The sequence below is a fragment of the Dyadobacter sp. genome, from assembly GCF_017744695.1.
In the GTDB taxonomy this organism is placed as follows: domain Bacteria; phylum Bacteroidota; class Bacteroidia; order Cytophagales; family Spirosomataceae; genus Dyadobacter.
On record NZ_JAGIAS010000006.1, the window covers coordinates 218,772 to 236,257 of the forward strand.

Sequence of the window (17,486 nt, forward strand, 5' to 3'; positions counted from 1 at the left end):
GGGATTCGTTAAGAGGTTTGCAAATTATATTAGCAGCTTGGCATGAAGAAGATCTTTATTTTACTAGTTTTGTCAATTCTATGCAGTTCAGCACTATATGCTCAGAAGATCGGGTATACGGACATGGAATTCATAACCAGTAAAATGCCCGAATACCAGGCCGCACAGGCTGCGATGAAGAAATTCACCGACCAGTGGTCTAAGGAAATTCAGGACAAGTTTGCCGAGATCGACCGCATGCAGCGTGCGTATATGGCAGAAGAAATCCTGTTGACAGACGAGTTGAAGAGGAAGCGGCAGGGTGAAATTAAAGAGAAGGAGCTCGAAGCGGGCGAATACAATAGTAAGATATTCGGTGTGGAGGGGTTGATGTTCCAAAAGAAAAAGGAACTGATGAAGCCCGTACTTGAAAAGGTACAGCGCGCGGTGACCAAGGTATGCAGCCAGCGCAGGCTCGATTTTATGTTCGATAAATCCAGTGACATCGGCATGCTCTATACCAATCCGAAACATGATTATTCGGATTATGTAATGGAGGAACTGGGGATCGATCCGAAAGCCAACAAAGCAGGCGGTAATGACAAGACTGGCGCGAACGATAAGAATGCCAAACCGGAAGAGCCGGCCCAACAACAGCCAGCCACTCCTGCGAAGAACTCACCAAAACAAAAAAGTACAAACAGTAAACTTAAATAAGTAACAAAGCAATGAAACAAAAATTGATGGCAATTCTGGTCGTGATGACCATAATCACCACCCCTCTCTTAGCCCAGACTACCCCGGCAGGCGGGCCTACTAAAATAGGTTACACGAATGTCGACTATATAATCAGCAAATTGCCGGAAGCAAAAGTGATGCAGAACCAGCTGGAAGTAACCAAAGCACAGTTGGATAAAGCGATCGGCGAGACTTACAAAGAGGCTCAAGAGAAATACGAGGCATATCAGAAAAACGGTGCGAACATGACCGACGTTATTCGCGCTGATAAAGAGAAAGAGCTTCAAAACCTTTCTACCCGCATCGAGGAAATGCGTAACAACGCACAGACTTCACTGCAAACAAAACAGCAGCAGTTGCTCGAACCGATCCTGACAAAGGTGAACAACGCGATCCAGGAGGTTGGTAAAGAAAGCGGATTCCTTTATATCCTTAACATGGATGCGGGTGCCGGAACGACACCTATCATCCTTTTCGCAGCATCCGAAGAAAACAATGCGACTAACCTGATTCTTCGCAAACTGGGTGTTGACCCAGACAAGGTAGAAGCAGCTGCGCCAGCAGCAACAACCCCTGCGGCTAAGCCAGCATCAACGCCTGCTACCACTCCGGCAACAACCCCAAAGAAAAAATAATAAGGTAGATATTGAACTTTAAAAACCGGAGCGCAGTCTTAAAAAGGATTGCGCTCCGGTTTTTGTTTGGAGTGTCGGAGAGTGCGGGACTTGCTTTAATTATAAACCTGATCGGAAGGCCTTATTTGAAAAGTGCAAACAGACTTCTCGCGTGGGCGTGTGCTTTCGCGAGTTTCAATTTTACAACTAATCGCAGGGCATTCTATACAGGATTTACTAGTTTTGCGTTAAAATTTAAGTGCTCTCTCACCCATGGAATTAATTATATTTTTGATGTCATGCTAACAAGAAAAATTCATAAAATACTGATCCTTCTCATACCCGTTTTTGTAGTACTGAGGGCGCAGGGGCAGGATAATATGAAGAACAATACCTCAACGGGCCCGTTACAGCTCGTGTTCCCGACGGAAGCAGAGTGGAACGTACTTTATGAGGGAAAAGAGATTAATTTTCATTTGCAGGCCAAAGGGGGAAAGAGCGATTCGGTGAGGTATTCGGTGGCCAGCGGCCTGGTGAAGGATATGAAATTTGACTCTACCGGTCATTTCGTATGGACACCCGGGTTTGATATCGCCGACCGTATTAATACCACCAAATCGTTCCCGGTCGTGTTCGAAGCGCAGAACGCAGCTGGCGAAAATGTATCGCGTGAGATCGTATTCAAAGTAAACCATGTGAACCGCCCGCCTCAGGTCGACGAGTTGCAACCATTCTACGTACAGTACAAAACGCAGAACGTCTACAAGATTGATATGGGGGCCGTTCGCGATCCTGACGGTGACCCGATCGTGTTCGTACCCATACTGGAAGAAATGCCCGAGGCGATGAAACTGTCTGCCGCGGGTGAAATTACCTGGGAACCTTCGAGCGTCCAATTCGGTATTTTGAAAAAAGGGCCGAGGTATATGGAGTTTTGGGTAGAAGACCAGCCTTCAAAAGCACGTACCAAAGGTCGCCTGAAGCTCGATGTTACCCAGATGGACCTTGCGCCGGACTTCACGATTATTCCGCAACAAACAGTTATTCGTAGCGCCGAAAACAACCGCATAAACCTGCGTTTCACATTGTCGGACCCGAACGGAGAGGAAGATATTACGACATTCAATTTTATCTCCGAAAACAAGAAGGTTCCGCAAAGCGCATTGGTGAAGAACACTGCTACCAGCTACGAGTTTATCTGGGAGCCGGGATATGACTTCGTAAAGGATCCGTTCGATACGCTGGCGTTCAATATTATATTCTATGTGCTGGATAAGGCCCAGAATAAAAAAGAGCGTACGATTAAATTTGTCATTAAGAACACCATTGATGAGAGTCTGCGCGATACGTACGTGTATAACCTGTACAGGGGTGCACTCGTGAATGCATGGGGGCTTATCGAACAAATGACCGAAAAAGAGCAGGAGCTTAAAAAGGCTTATACCCGTGCCAAAAAAGGTAAGCGCAGTAGATCGTTGCTCAATGCATCGCTCGGGGCAACCACAGGTCTCGCGCCGGTGATTGCGACGGATAACCAGAAAACGCGCGGCTACATTACGACAATCGGTGGTACCACCGTGGCAACCGTAGGAACGCTGGAAGCCACGGAAGTGATCGGAAAGTCGGTGAATGGGTTGCTCGACAGATTCAACTATGTAATGCAGAAGAAGAACGAATTGCAGAACAAAGGGGATGTCTTTGCGCGCGAATGGGGTCAGAAATCAGCACGCCGCCAGCCGGACTTTATCAGAAAGCTCGACGAGTTTAAGGCGCTGATGAATCTCAGCGGCCTCGTGGCACTGGAACTCGACGCTAACTGGGAGAACAAGAAAGAAGCGACGGATGTAGCGATTAAGAAGACATTCAAGGACTTTGTCCCCTACACCAAAGACGAGAATTGATTCGAAGTTACAGATACAAAAAAAGAGAGCATTTAGCCAGTCATGGTCGGAAGATTTTTCTTCCGACCATGACTGGCTAAATGCTCTCTTTTTTATTTTCATCCTTTTCCTCTGTCGAGGTAGGCGTCGGAATATCCTCTCGTAATCCTGTTCCGGCTGTTGGCGTTTCCGGTGAAGAGGAATCGGGCAGATCACTGGTCGCTTCCTCCTCTTCTCCTTCCTCCCTTTCTTCCTTTAATCCCTCTTCCTCCGGCCCATGCGAGTGGAAACTTCCCTGGAATATCAAAATGCTGCAAACGCCGAGGAAAATGCAGGAGTCGGCGATGTTGAAGATCGGCGTGGAGTAATACTGGCCTCCCCAAACCGGAACCCAGTCGGGGATGAAACCTTCCCAGAAATCGACAAAGATCATGTCGATTACCTGTCCGTGAAACCACGGGGTAGGAGAGCCGTAAGGTGCATTGCCCAGGAGCACACCGTAGAAAGTACTGTCGATTACGTTACCAACTGCCCCGGCGAGGATCATCGCCAATGCCCAAAGCAAGCCCTTGGAAGCGCCCGCACGTGCAAGATGGATCATATATCCGCCGATGGCAACCATGGCGACGAGACGGAATAATGTCAGGAATAGTTTACCGTATTCATGCCCCAGCTGCATGCCGAAGGCCATCCCGGGATTAAGTACATAATGCAATTTCAACCAGTCCCCGATCAGCGCGATCTGTCCTGAAAAGCCGGGTTGCATGTATTGATGAACCAGCAATTTGGAAGCCTGATCAATCCCGATAAGGAGTACGCTGAAGAGTAGGTAAGGGGCTGGATTTCTCGATTGGTTCATTCGGTTTTTAATACAATTGACAAATTTGGGAATGCGAAAGTAATAACTTACTTATAAAGAACCGATTCCTCTTCTCTTCAATTCACTTTTAACTAGCAAAAACTCACGGCTGCTCTGGCCTGCAATGGAAGTGTTTTCTTCGGCTCGGCGGATCAGGTATGGCAATACCGCATCGATAGGGCCGTAAGGAACATATTTGGCCACGTTGTAGCCCGCTTTCGCCAGATTGAAGGAGATATTATCGCTCATGCCCAGAAGCTGCGCAAACCAGATACGGTCGTCTTTGCGTTCAATGCCGAGCTTCTGCATTTTGAGGGCGCAGTATTGGGAGCTGTATTCATTATGCGTTCCCAGGCAGATCGAAATATGTTCGAGGCGGTCAAGGCAGAAATCGATCGCCAGGTTGTAGTCCGTATCAGTTGCCTCCTTCGAAGTGTGGATAGGGTTGAAATATTCCTGCTCACGCGCACGCAACCTTTCTTTTTCCATATAGGCGCCGCGCACGAGTTTGCCGCCAATGTAATAGCCCTTCTGGCGCGCATCGAGAAAAGCCGTTTTGAGTGCTTCGAGCGTTTCGTGGCGGTAGAGCTGGTAAGTGTTATAAACGATGGCACGGTCACGGTTGAACTGCTGCATCATTTCATACGCCAGGTCGTCGATCACGCCCTGGATCCAGCTTTCTTCCGCATCGATGAATATCCTGACATTATGCTCGTACGCGTGTGCGCACAAGCGTTGCACGCGCTGGCGTGCGCGCTCAAAGGCTGCTTTTTCTTCTTCCGAGAGCGAATCTTTTTTCTGAACCTTTTCAAGCAAATCGGATGAGGCTACTCCGGTGACTTTAAAAACCGAAAAAGGAATGGTATCAGAGCCTGTCGCCTTGTCGATCGTTTTCAGGATTTCGGCCGCGGTAGTATCGAAACTGGCCTCTTCATCTTCTCCTTCAACGGAATAATCCAGAATGGTACCAATGCCCGACTGGCGCAGCGATGCGATCGTGGCATCGCAGTCGTTAATCGTCTCACCGCCACAGAATTGTTCAAAAATCGTGACCCGAATGAGATTTTTTATAGGTAAGTTAAGTTTTAGCGCGAGCTTTATAAAAAAAGTGCCTAAATTTACGACTCGAGCCTGATTCATAAGGCTGAATAACCAGTATGTCTTCCTTAGTTTGGCGTCTGATTTGGATGCAAAGGCAACGGAAGTATCTTCAAAAAATACAGGTATTTGGTCGTTTGGTGACGGATATGCCATTTTTGATGTACGTTTTTCCTGAGTAACTGTTTAACAATTCATTATCTGACCACAGGAAGAAAGTAATACGCATTAAGAAGTTGATTGACTTTTATGGGGTCAAATGTACGGGCATTCGAAGAAATACGCATAATACCGGATCAAAATATTACAATTATCAATTTTTTATTAAGGACAAGTTTTTGAGTATGAATGCTTCTTTAGATATCCTACCGCTAAGCAGTTGGATCAATACCGAAGGAAAGCCTTTGGTAATCGCCGGGCCTTGCAGCGCAGAGACCGAGGAACAAATGTTAGAAACCGCAACCCAGATCAAAGAGGAAGGATTTGCGCACGTGATCCGTGCAGGGGTGTGGAAACCGAGAACTCGTCCAGGCAGCTTTGAAGGCATGGGAGAGGCAGCTTTGCCATGGTTGCAAGCGGTGAAACAGCAGACAGGCCTGCCTGTGGCTGTTGAAGTTGCTACGCCTCAGCATATCGAACTGGCATTGAAATACGGCGTTGATATCCTTTGGGTTGGTGCACGTACTACCGTGAACCCGTTCAACGTACAGGAACTTGCTGATGCCCTGAAAGGAATTGATGTACCTGTATTGGTTAAAAACCCTGTAAACCCTGACCTCCAACTTTGGGTTGGAGCCCTGGAACGTCTGAACCAGGCTGGCGTGAAAAAACTCGGTGCCATCCACCGCGGTTTCTCGAACGCACAGGAGCACAAATACCGCAACTCCCCCATGTGGAACATCGCAATCGAACTGAAAACGATTTTCCCTCAATTGCCGGTAATCGGTGACCCTAGCCACATGGCCGGAAAACGTGCATACCTGTACGAAATCGCTCAGCGTGCGCTTGACCTGCATTATGATGGTCTGATCATCGAATCGCACCGTGACCCGGACAAAGCATGGTCCGACGCTGCACAACAGCTGACACCTGCTGCTTTGGGTCAAATGCTGCATGACCTGCATGTTCGTAAAGAATCTTACGGCAGCGACTACGCGTCACAACTGGAAATTATCCGTGGCAAAATCGATAACCTTGACCGCGAATTGCTCGAAACTTTGGCAAATCGCATGGCCCTGGTTGAGAAACTGGCCGAGTACAAACGCGATAACAACGTAGCAGCTTACCAGGTGGATCGTTTCCGCGAAGTATTGGAAACACGCGCTGGTTGGGGCCGCAGCCTGAATCTGTATCCAAACCTGGTGGATGAATTGTTCAAACTCGTTCACATGGAGTCGATCCGCAAGCAAACCGAGGTGATGAACCAGGTGAATGCCTAACCGGAACCGCACATAAACACGAAAGCCGCTCAGCAATGGGCGGCTTTCGTTGTTTTAAGCTAAATGTGTTTTTAAATGCCCTTCTCCTTTAAAACCCGGGTGATTTCTCTCGCCCAGATTTCATAGGCTTTGGTATTTAAATGGATTTTATCAACGGCGTATTCGGCGCGGAGACCCGAGGAATCGGAAATAAAGCGGTTCAAATTAATGTAGGTAATGCTATTTTGAGTGCAAAATGAAATGAGGAACGCATTCAAAGCATCGACTTCCTTTTTGCTCGGCGGGTCATTCTGCTTGTAAACTGTCAGTGTTACCACGGGCGTAATGCGGTTCTGTACCAGCATTTCGAGCATTGTTTTGAAATGACTTTGAATTGAATCCTGCTTCACGCCCAGGGTAATATCATTAATACCTCCTTTAATGAAACAAACCTTCGGGTGTAGATCGATAACGTGCGACTGGATGAGTTGGAGAAAATGAAACGTAGCCTGCCCGGGTAACCCATTATTCATGACATCGGTCCGCCCCAGCAATTCTACCCATTTGCCCTGTGCGGTAATGGAGTTACCGTACATGACGATCGCAGGGTTGCCTTTTATTCTCACAAACTTTTGCGCGATCTTATCACGGTAAATGTAGCCTAATACCAGAAATGTTGCGATCAGGACCGCATTTAACGCAAGCGAAGTGATCAGCAACCTCTGTTTCTTCATCTTGAAAACAATTCGTGCGCCTTTTCGCCCAGGTTGAAGCACCTGCGGCAACGAGCCTCGTACAAATCCGTTTCACCGAGGAGCACCCGCTCATTGGAGGGGGAAAGGCGGTAGGAATGTGAAGCAACCTCCCCGCATACCATGCAAACTGCGTGCACTTTGGTGACATATTCGGCAATGGCCATGAGCTGAGGCATGCAGCCGAAGGGTTTACCTTTATAATCCATATCCAGGCCCGCTACGATCACCCGTTTGCCGGAATTGGCCAATTGGTCGCATACCTCTACAATGCCTTCATCGAAAAATTGGGCCTCGTCGATGCCCACGACCTCGCAATTTTGAGCCAGGTCTGATATTTGTTGCGCCGATTGTACGGGTATTGAGGGAATCGAATTGTCATTATGAGAAACAATGTTCTCTTCGTGGTATCGTTTATCAAGCGCAGGTTTGAAAATCTGAATCTTTTGCCTGGCGATTTTGGCGCGGTTGAGCAGACGGATGAGTTCTTCGGTCTTTCCGGAAAACATGGATCCGCAAATCACTTCGATCCAGCCGGTACGGGGATTTTGAAATTCTCTTCTGTGGGATGGTTCTACAAACATATTTTGGTGCCCAACCGACCCATTGAAAGGTCGATTTTTATTTTATATTTACAAATCAAACATATTTTTCCCAACACTACGTTACCAAAAGCGCTTATTCGTTATGCCGGATAATCTGAATTCAATCGCACTCAACCAGTACTCAGCACGGTTCACAACAACAGTTTTGAACGAAGTGTACAGGTCGCAGGACGTCGTTACCGGTGCCGGATTATTAAAACTGACACCAGTAAGACAGGTCAACCTGGGTATTCTCAACCGCCTGTTCGAAGAATGGAAAAACAACGCCGAAGCCTTCCGCAGCCCTTATTTTGATTTTTCCAATGAAGAAGTAAAAAGTGCACTGGAAGAATTCATGAACACGGCTTCGCAACACATCGCCGTGAAACGCGCCGACCTCGAACCGCTATTGTCCGATTCGGTTAAAGAATCGTTGAAACTCCTCCTGACACCCGCTACGTACTTTGAAGACAAGATCAGGGCCGTTCCCGACGCGGAATTTACGCACGAGAAGGCCGAGCAGCTTGTAAAATATACGCACATCCACCGCGGCGTCGCCGAAGCACTGCTTGGCCGCCTCACCGATAGTGGTTCCGATTCGGTGTACCAGACGCAGGCTGTGAGCTGGTTGTACGAGTTCAAAGACAATGCCGATCTGATCGATGACACCGAACAGCACCTGATTCAATTCGCGGAAATCTTCCCGATCAATATCAGCGAGCTGCAAATCCAGGAAGCCGGTAAGCCGGCTGCTACCCCGCATGCGCAGCCTCACAAGCACGAATCGTTCTTCGATTCGGCGTTTAGTCAGTTGGAGCCTAGTACTGCCCGCCCCGTAGCGCCGCGTGCGGAGCCTGCTTCTGCGGTAATCGGCGAGATCGTCGCTAAATCGAATGCAGTATCGAGCCCGGAAAGGGACTCGCTGAATAACCGTTTTAAGGTAGAGATTCCCAAGCCTTCGGAGGATAAATCATATGGTACCGTACCGCTGAAAGTCGAAAATATTGCGGGCAGTATTCCCCTGGGCCAGCGTTTCATGTTTGTAAACCAGCTTTTTGACCGCAATAGCGAGCATTTCGATAAAGCGATTTATGAGCTCGACCGCGTGAAAAGCTTCGAAGAGGCTGAAAATCTGATCTGGCATCGCTATGCATCCAAATATGCGTGGGATGTGAATGGGGAGGCGGTTACCGCGCTACTCGCGATCGTAAAAAGGAAGTTTGCATAATAAAGCATTTCAATATTGACCTAATGCGCCGGAAGATTGAGCTTTCGGCGCATTTCTTTTATCCGACGATCTGCTGGAACATCGAGCGCGCTTTGATCAGCTCATTGGCATCGAGGCAAAGTAGTTCTTTTTGTTCTTTGGCGAAATCAACCAGCCGCTCGGTGGGCATGTTACCCACGAGATCGTCCTGGGCCATAGGGCAACCGCCATAGCCGAGCAACGCACCATCGAAACGGCGGCAGCCGGCATCGTAAGCAGCCTGTATCTTAATGCGCCAGTCATCTGGACGTGTGTGAAAATGAGCACCGAATTCCAGTTCGGGATAATGCGGAATTAATGCGGTAAAAAGCCATCCGATATCATGCACTTTCGCTACACCAACGGTATCCGCCAGCGAAAAGGTATTGGCACCCAGTTTAGAGAGTTTTTCTACCCATTCCATCACAATTTCGGGCGCCCAGGTATCCCCGTAGGGATTCCCAAAGCCCATTGAAATGTAAATCACCAACTCCTTTTTGTGTTTCGCGCACAAATCAGCAATGCGTTTCAGTCTTTCGAATGATTCCGCAATAGTGGCCTGCGTGTTCCGCATTTGGAATGTCTCCGAAACCGAGAAAGGATAACCCAGGTAACCGATCTGCTCGAATGCGCATGCATCCGCCGCGCCGCGCTCGTTGACGACGATCGCCAACAGACTGGTATTGCTGCCCGAAAGATCCAGTCTTTCGGCAATCCAGGCCGTGTCCTGCATTTGGGGGACCGCTTTGGGCGATACAAAGCTACCGAAATCAATGGTATCAAAACCGACCCGGATCAGCTGATTCAGGTATTCCAGCTTGATCTCCGATGGAATGAAGGGATGAAAGCCTTGCCAGGCGTCGCGGGGGCATTCGATGAACTTCATGTTTCAATGATTGAATGACTGAATGACTGAATGTAGCAATGAGTGAATGTGACCGGGGCGGATCTAAAAAACAAAGACTGCAATCAGGTAGTTCTTGGAAGCTACGCGATTGCAGTCAGTATTTTTCAAATGGCGCGAAATGGCGCGAAGCTCCTGCTTCGTGCCTACTATTCGCAGGCCTCCGGCCGGTCCGAAACGGTAATATCGTTTTGAGGTACAGCCCGGCCAGAGGCCTGCGGATAAGGAGCACGAAGCAAGAGCTTCGCGCCATGTTTATTTCAAAATCGGAGCGAGATCTGCTTCGTTTTCGGCGAGCCATGCTGTGATTTCTTCGACGATCTGGCGGATTCCGATCTTCGGCTCCCAGCCTGTCAGCGCAGTTACTTTTGTGTTATCTGTCACGTAAAGACGAATATCAGCGGTCCGGTTTTCCGGAACGACTTTGATCGGAATGGTTTTACCTGTCACTTCCTGGCAGATTTTTGTCAATTCCTGCAATGATGCGCTGCTTTGCAAGCCACCGCCGGCATTCAGGATTTCACCATTCACTTTATCTAGGTTATGCAGCTGCCAGTCGATCAGGTTGTATAAATCGGCCACGTGCAGCATGTCGCGGATTTGCTTTCCGGTGCCGCCGTAACCAAAGTATCCCAGCTGCTGCTCGAAATAGTGCTTCGCGATCCAGAGCACCATCACACCCTGATCGACTTTGCCCATTTGCCATGGACCGGTGATCACACCACAACGGTTGATGACGGTTTTCAGATTATAAAATTCATTGTATTCCTGGATGATCAGTTCGGAGGCCAACTTGGTGGTACCGTAGAGCGAGCGCGCGCCGTTCAGCGGGAAATCTTCACCGATACCTTTGGAGGAAACGCCCGGTACAGGCTGTTCGTCAGACAATGCGAAACGGGTCTCTTCTTCTACAAAATTCAATGTTTCGATCGTCTTGATCGGATACACGCGGCTGGTGGAAAGGAAAATGAAGCCCGCTTTGTGTTTCAATGCATAGTTGAGGCAGTTAACTGTCCCGACCAGATTGGTATTGATCAGGTAATCGGGCGTACCGTCCAGACCGGCCAGTACCGACGGCTCGGCGGATGCTTCGATTACGGTATCTACCGCCGGAATGGCGTCGAAATCTTCTTTGTTGCGGATGTCGCCATGAACGAATTCCACGCCTGCCTTTTTGAGACGGGTTATATTCAGTTCGGAACCTCTTCTTTTGAGATTGTCCAGCGCGTAAACCTGATAGTCAGGATAATTTGTTTTCAAGGCTATGGCCAGCGAAGAGCCAACAAAACCGGCCCCACCGGTGATCAGAATTTTCATAGAAGGTAAGTGGAATGTGTGGTACTTATGAAAGGCCAAAGTTAGGGGATTCAAAGCAACCGCCAGTTATGCATTAGATAAATAGCATTTGATTCTTTTGTGATTAGATTTAATTAATCGAATAAAATATTTAATTTACATTTGAAGTATGTAACTTATGTTCACTTCATAGAAGTGCAAGCCCCGGCACTGCAACATTTCGATAGCCTTTGAACGTACTGCTTTAAAATCGACTGCGTAGATGCGTATTTTTACCACTGCATTATTTCTTTGTGCCCTGGTTTCTGGGAGAACCTATGCCCAGGGGGCATTAGCCGAAGCTTCTTCTGCCCGGGAAGTTGCTGCCTATCCGGTATCCCTTTATAAGAACGCCACATCCGTTTCCCAGAATCTTTACAATGGCCGCCAGTACTACGTGTACGATTCGCGTATGGAAGAACACCAGTTTTACCAACAGCGCCGCTGGCTCAATGGAATGGTACTTTACGACGGCCAGCAGTTCGACAGCATCCCGATGCTCTACGACATTTTCCACGACGAACTGGTTATCCGGCATTTTAATGGCGACCATGTATTGTTGCAGACCGTGAAGGTGGATTCATTCATCGTAGATAACCACCATTTTGCCCGGCTCGAAGCAGGGAAGGATATTAACCCGCAAATGCGGACCGGTTTTTACGACGTCGTGTACGGCGGCAAGTCGCGCACGCTCGTGCGCAGGACCAAGTCGCGGCAGGAAAAAATCGTTGAGAAGAAAGTGATTGCCTACTATCCCGAAAAGAACTTTTTCTACGTGTTCAGGGACGGTCGTTACCATTCGGTGCATACGAAGAAATCGATGCTGGAACTGTTCCCGGAACAAAAGCGGGAGCTACGAAAGGTATTGCGGGAGAATAAGATCAAGTTCCGTAAGAACCGTGAATTGGCCATTGTGAAGATGGTAGAAACCTACGATAACCTAGCCAGATGAAAATATTTTTACCATTAGCCCTAATTCTTTGCTGCATTTTTACCACCCACTTTTCCTACGGTCAGAACGTGCCCGAGAAAAAGATCACTATGAAACTGGATTCGGCGCGGTTCGATCAGTTTGTGAAGCAGGTGGAGGCGCAGACAGGCTACTATTTCTACTACGACGCGACGCGGTTCGATAGCCTTACCCTCGATTTGAATGTGAACAACCTTTCGCTCCGCGAGGTGCTCGATCAGGTTTTTAAAGGTTCCGAATTCGAATACGCTATCGACGGGCAAAAGCGCATTTACATCACGCACGGACAGAAAATCATTACCCAGCTCACCCCCGGATTGTTTAACCCGGAACGCGCCGGCGAAAGCGATTCCATTGCCTATGCAGGCCCCGAGAGCGATATCAAGGAGAAGCTGCTATCGACAGCCGAAAGCAAGGTCCATGAAATAGGGATACGAAAGCACAGGATCACGCCCGGTAATTCCACTATAACGGGCTATGTAAGGAATGCGGTTACGGGTGAGCCGGTGATCGGTGCGGCCGTATTTATCACCTCCCCTTCAATTGGTGTCACTACGGACGCGCTTGGGCAATATGCGCTCACCATCCCGCGCGGGAAGCAGATTGTGCGTATCAAAAGCACGGGTATGCGCGAAACCCAGCGCCAGGTGGTTCTGTATTCCGATGGTAAACTCGACATTGAAATGCGTGAAAGCGTGATCGCATTGAAAGAAGTGTCGGTGAAGGCCGGCATGGACAAGAATGTAGTGGGTACACAAATGGGTACGGTGAAACTAACCATTAAAAACCTGAAACAGGTACCGACGGTATTCGGAGAAACAGACCTGCTGCGGACGGTACTTACCTTGCCGGGGATCAAGTCGGTAGGGGAGAACAGTACCGGTCTGAACGTCCGCGGCGGCTCGGTGGATCAGAACCTGATCCAGTACGACGATGCGGTGATCTACAATCCTTCTCACCTTTTCGGGTTCTTCTCGGCATTTAATCCGGATGTTTTGAAGGAAGTGGAGCTTTATAAAAGTACCATTCCTTCCAGATTCGGGGGAAGGTTGGCGTCGGTGCTCGATATCGCCAGCCGCGATGGTAACAAGAAGAAGTTCGTGGCGTCGGGCGGGATCGGGCTTGTTACCGGCCGGGTTACACTGGAAGGACCATTGGTAAAAGACAAAGCATCGTTCATTCTCGGCGGCCGCTCTACGTACTCCAACTGGGTGATCAGGGCGCTGGACAATGAAACCTATAACAGGAGCTCGGCGAATTTCTACGATGTCAACCTGCATTTCAATTATGAAATCAATGAAAAGAACAGCGTTTCGCTAACAGGCTACACCAGCAATGACAAGTTCCGGCTCTATGGCGATACTTTGTATTCCTACCAGAACCGGCTGGGCTCCATTAAATGGAAACATACTTTCAATTCGCGTTTATACGGGGTTCTTACCGCGTCGCACAGCAAGTACCAGTATGCGATGGAAGCGGAAGGCCTCCCGCTCAACTCTTTCGACCTGAAATTCGATATTAACCAGTCCAATTTCAAAGCGGATTTCAGCTATGCGTTAAATCCGAAACACACTTTGGAATTTGGAGGAAGTACTATTTATTACAAACTGCACCCTGGCTCGTTCAAGCCGCGCGGCAGCGAGTCGCTCATCGTGCCGGACGAGCTGGAAGCCGAGCAAGCGACGGAAAGTGCATTATATCTCGAAGACAAATGGGAAGTTAGCCCGCGGTTATCCATCTCCGGTGGTCTCCGGTGGTCATTCTTCCAATACCTGGGTCCCAAGTCGGTCAATACCTATTTACCCGGCTTTCCGATCGACTACATTTACCAGGAAGGAGTACAGGAATACAAATCGGGCAAGAAAATCAAATCGTACGGCGGACCCGAGTACCGGGCCTCGGTGCGGTATAGCATTCTGGATAACCTTTCGCTTAAAGCCAGCTACAATACCCTGCGCCAGTATATTCACTTGCTGACGAATACCATGACGGTTTCGCCGACAGACATCTGGAAACTGAGCGATCCGTATATCAAACCGCAGATCGGCGATCAGCTTTCCATAGGTTTATACCGGAATTTCAGGGGCAACAAAATCGAGGTTTCACTCGAAGGTTATTATAAAAACATCCGCAACTTCCTCGATTATAAAGGCGGCGATTCGCTTTTCATGAACCACAACATCGAAGCGGCGGTGATCAATACCAAAGCCAAAGCATATGGTGTTGAATTCATGATCAAGAAAATGACCGGTAAGCTGAACGGCTGGATCGGCTATACGTATGCGCGGACACTCCTGCGCGCGGTGGACCGCGACTCGCCCGATGCGCCCAACGGCGGTAACTTCTATCCAAGCAACTACGATAAGCCGCACGATTTCACGCTGATCTCAAATTACCGCTTCTCGCACCGTTTCAGCTTGTCGTTCAACTTTACTTACAGCACGGGCCGGCCCTACACGCCACCCATCGGCAAATACATCATCGACGGTTCACAACGGGTATATTATGCCGACCGCAACCAATTCCGCATTCCCGACTATTACCGGATGGATTTAGCAATGAACATCGAAGGCAATCACCGGATCAAAAAGCTGGCCCACAGTTCGTGGACACTTGCCGTGTACAATGTTCTGGGAAGGAAAAACCCGACTTCGGTTTATTTCCAGACCGTCGCCGGAAGGGTGAATGGTTACCAGCTTTCCATTTTCGGACAGCCGATCCCGACTGTTACTTACAATTTCAGATTCTAAAACGGGAAGCAGGCTATGAGACATTGGTTTTTAAAAGTAAGTGTTTTTGCATTGCTGCTGATCGTAGACAGCTGTATCGAGCCGTTTTCGCCGCCGGAGGTTAATTCGGACGAGAATTACCTGGTGATCGACGGCTTTCTGAACGTGAGCGGCACCGATTCAACGCGGATCGAGCTGCGTAGGACGCAAAATGTGAATGCAAGCGCGTCGCCGGCGATCGAGAAAGGCGCACAGCTAACGGTGGAGGAAGAAAACGGGGAAACGTTGTCGATGAAAGAAACAGGTTCAGGTGTTTACACCCTGCCGCCGAGGCAATACAACCGGACGAAAAAGTATCGATTGCGGATCAAGACGAAAGACAATCAGGAATATTTATCCGATTTCGTAGGTGTGAATATTACCCCTGTGATCGATAGCGTAACCTACAAAGTGGATCCGGTACTGAATGCGGCAGTATTTTATGTAAACACGCACGACTCGCAGAGCAAGACGCAGTTTTACCGCTGGAAATTCGAGGAGACGTGGGAATATGAAGCAGCCTATTATTCCGCATTGATAGTCAGGAATGATTCGGTCGTAACAAGGCCTGATAACATCAATAAGTGTTGGGGTAAACTGAAATCCGGGAGCATTTTGCTGGGCAGTACCATCAAACTGAGCAGCGATATAATCAAAGACCTGCCACTGAACCGGGTACCTATCCCTACCAACAAGCTGTTTATCAAATACAGCATTCTGGTGAAACAGTATGGCCTCTCTCGCGACGCATTCGAATATTGGACTGCTTTGTCCAAAACAACCCAGGGAACCGGCAGCTTTTTCGACGTATTGCCGTCGCAGGTGACGGGCAATATCCGCAACACGGGTAATCCGCGTATGCTGGCATTCGGCTATTTCAGCGCGGCTACGGAAGAAACCCGCAGGCTCACCGTTACGCCGCGGCTTGGAATGTTCCCACGCTGTATCGAACCGGATACCATCCCCATCCGCTGCTCGTCGCGGGATGCCGACGAATGTGCATTCAATACGGCCAAGCTGCTGCTCAGTTATTGGGGGCAACGTTCAGACTCCGTTTTGGTAGCGGGCCATTCATGCGCCGATTGCCGCCTGCAAGGTGGTACCACCGAAAGACCCTCTTATTGGTAATGATTTTACAAGGAATGACTGTGAAAGGAATAAACTTCATCAAAAATCTGAAAGAGGCCAATAGGGTCGGAGAGCGGCGTTCGGAACGATGGGCGTTATGGGGAATGCTGGTGGCGGCCGGGCTGGTAATCAATAGCTGTATTGAGCCGTTTTCGCCGCCGGAAGTGACTAACCCCGGTACATACCTCGTGGTGGACGGCTTCCTGAATGTGAACGGCGACACCAGCAAGGTCGTTTTAAGCCACACACAGGGTGTGAATGACGACAAGCAGTTTGTAAGGGAATCTGGCGCTACGATCACGGCCGATGCTGAAAACGGGGAAAGTTATGCGTTTCAGGATATGGGTGACGGTTCTTACAAGCTGGCGCCGACGAATTTTAACAGTGGCGTCAAATACCGGCTCAGGATCAAACGGTTCAACGGGAGGGAATACGAGTCCGACTACGTGGTTGTAAGCAAGACCCCACCGATCGACAGCGTCACCTATCGCATGGACCCTGGAAGAAATAGGATGATGATCTACGTAAATACGCATGACCCGAGCAATCAGACGCGTTTCTACCGATGGAGTTTTGATGAAACTTACGAATACCGGATGGCTTACTATTCAAGCCTGACGCGCGATTATAAGACCAAGGAGATCGTTCCGCGCAGTGATAATATCAACGTTTGCTGGCGTACATTGTCATCGGGGGACATTAAACTCGGGTCGACGATCAAGCTTAGCCAGGATATTATCCGCGACTTGCCCGTCAATATCGTGGACATCGGCACCAACAAATTGTATTTCGGGTATTCGATCCTGGTAAAACAATACGGGCTTACGCGGGAGGCATTCGAATACTGGACCGACCTGGCGAAAACAACCCAGGGTACCGGTAGCCTTTTCGATCCGCAGCCGTCACAGGTAACGGGTAATATTCACGCCAAGGCCGATGCCAAAGAACTGGTGTTCGGTTATTTCAGCGCAGCGCAGGAGCAAACGAAGCGGATATTTATCCGCGAAGCATTAGGCGCATACCCGCGCTGCACGCCGCCGGATACGCTGACTTTCGATGAGGCATTCAATGGCTCCGCGGTGCTGCTTTACTTTTATATGGGTGACCCGACGACGAAGAGCGGTTACCTCGGGACGTCGGAATCATGTGCGGATTGCCGGTCACAGGGCGGCACTACCACGAAGCCTTCATTTTGGTATCAATGATTATTCTA

General features: G+C 49.0%; 15 protein-coding genes. 9 read left to right on the plus strand and 6 right to left on the minus strand.

Annotated elements, in window-relative coordinates; translation table 11 throughout:
- Positions 1-42 precede the first annotated feature (42 nt).
- The 3 genes from J7619_RS21670 to J7619_RS21680 all read left to right on the plus strand — a co-directional run bounded on the left by J7619_RS21670 (position 43) and on the right by J7619_RS21680 (position 3,232).
- On the plus strand, positions 43-696 hold the full coding sequence (locus J7619_RS21670; RefSeq protein ID WP_291203559.1) for an OmpH family outer membrane protein: 654 nt from the start codon (positions 43-45) through the stop codon (positions 694-696).
- An 11-nt stretch (positions 697-707) separates the two neighbouring features.
- Entirely contained in the window at positions 708-1,352 is a 645-nt protein-coding gene (locus tag J7619_RS21675) for an OmpH family outer membrane protein (RefSeq protein WP_291203562.1), read from the plus strand.
- A gap of 278 nt (positions 1,353-1,630) precedes the next feature.
- Positions 1,631-3,232, plus strand: coding sequence for a hypothetical protein (locus J7619_RS21680; RefSeq protein ID WP_291203565.1), 1,602 nt, complete (start codon positions 1,631-1,633; stop codon positions 3,230-3,232).
- Positions 3,233-3,308: 76 nt separating this feature from the next.
- Here J7619_RS21680 and J7619_RS21685 read toward each other — a convergent pair whose 3' ends face one another.
- Entirely contained in the window at positions 3,309-4,070 is a 762-nt protein-coding gene (locus tag J7619_RS21685) for a lipoprotein signal peptidase (RefSeq protein WP_291203568.1), read from the minus strand.
- A 51-nt stretch (positions 4,071-4,121) separates the two neighbouring features.
- Entirely contained in the window at positions 4,122-5,324 is a 1,203-nt protein-coding gene (locus J7619_RS21690; protein WP_291203570.1) for a proline dehydrogenase family protein, read from the minus strand.
- 188 nt (positions 5,325-5,512) lie between these two features.
- Here J7619_RS21690 and J7619_RS21695 point away from each other — a divergent pair, with 188 nt between their 5' ends.
- Complete coding sequence (locus tag J7619_RS21695) at positions 5,513-6,607, plus strand: chorismate mutase (RefSeq protein ID WP_291203573.1); 1,095 nt, start codon at positions 5,513-5,515, stop codon at positions 6,605-6,607.
- Between the two features lie 71 nt (positions 6,608-6,678).
- Here the strand turns inward: J7619_RS21695 and J7619_RS21700 are convergent, their stop codons facing one another.
- Positions 6,679-7,320: a GDSL-type esterase/lipase family protein gene (locus J7619_RS21700; protein ID WP_291203576.1), complete on the minus strand. Its 642-nt coding sequence runs from the start codon at positions 7,318-7,320 to the stop codon at positions 6,679-6,681.
- Entirely contained in the window at positions 7,317-7,922 is a 606-nt protein-coding gene (locus tag J7619_RS21705; RefSeq protein WP_291203579.1) for a thymidine kinase, read from the minus strand. Before J7619_RS21705 ends, J7619_RS21700 begins: the two co-directional genes overlap by 4 nt.
- A 103-nt stretch (positions 7,923-8,025) precedes the next feature.
- Here J7619_RS21705 and J7619_RS21710 point away from each other — a divergent pair, with 103 nt between their 5' ends.
- Positions 8,026-9,150, plus strand: a complete 1,125-nt coding sequence (locus J7619_RS21710; protein ID WP_291203582.1) for a hypothetical protein — start codon at positions 8,026-8,028, stop codon at positions 9,148-9,150.
- A gap of 58 nt (positions 9,151-9,208) precedes the next feature.
- Here the strand turns inward: J7619_RS21710 and J7619_RS21715 are convergent, their stop codons facing one another.
- A complete protein-coding gene (locus J7619_RS21715; protein WP_291203585.1) occupies positions 9,209-10,054 on the minus strand; it encodes a hydroxymethylglutaryl-CoA lyase in 846 nt (281 codons plus the stop codon).
- Positions 10,055-10,327: 273 nt separating this feature from the next.
- Positions 10,328-11,389, minus strand: coding sequence for an NAD-dependent epimerase/dehydratase family protein (locus tag J7619_RS21720; protein ID WP_291203588.1), 1,062 nt, complete (start codon positions 11,387-11,389; stop codon positions 10,328-10,330).
- Positions 11,390-11,630: 241 nt separating this feature from the next.
- Here J7619_RS21720 and J7619_RS21725 point away from each other — a divergent pair, with 241 nt between their 5' ends.
- The 4 genes from J7619_RS21725 to J7619_RS21740 are packed head-to-tail and all read left to right on the plus strand — an operon-like array spanning position 11,631 to position 17,478.
- Positions 11,631-12,359, plus strand: coding sequence for a hypothetical protein (locus J7619_RS21725; protein WP_291203591.1), 729 nt, complete (start codon positions 11,631-11,633; stop codon positions 12,357-12,359).
- Entirely contained in the window at positions 12,356-15,127 is a 2,772-nt protein-coding gene (locus tag J7619_RS21730; protein WP_291203594.1) for a TonB-dependent receptor, read from the plus strand. Before J7619_RS21725 ends, J7619_RS21730 begins: the two co-directional genes overlap by 4 nt.
- A 15-nt stretch (positions 15,128-15,142) precedes the next feature.
- A complete protein-coding gene (locus J7619_RS21735) occupies positions 15,143-16,273 on the plus strand; it encodes a DUF4249 domain-containing protein (RefSeq protein ID WP_291203597.1) in 1,131 nt (376 codons plus the stop codon).
- Positions 16,274-16,293: 20 nt separating this feature from the next.
- Positions 16,294-17,478 carry a DUF4249 domain-containing protein gene (locus tag J7619_RS21740; RefSeq protein WP_291203600.1) on the plus strand — a complete coding sequence of 395 codons (1,185 nt, stop codon included), beginning with the start codon at positions 16,294-16,296 and terminating at the stop codon, positions 17,476-17,478.
- The last annotated feature ends 8 nt before the right edge of the window (positions 17,479-17,486 follow it).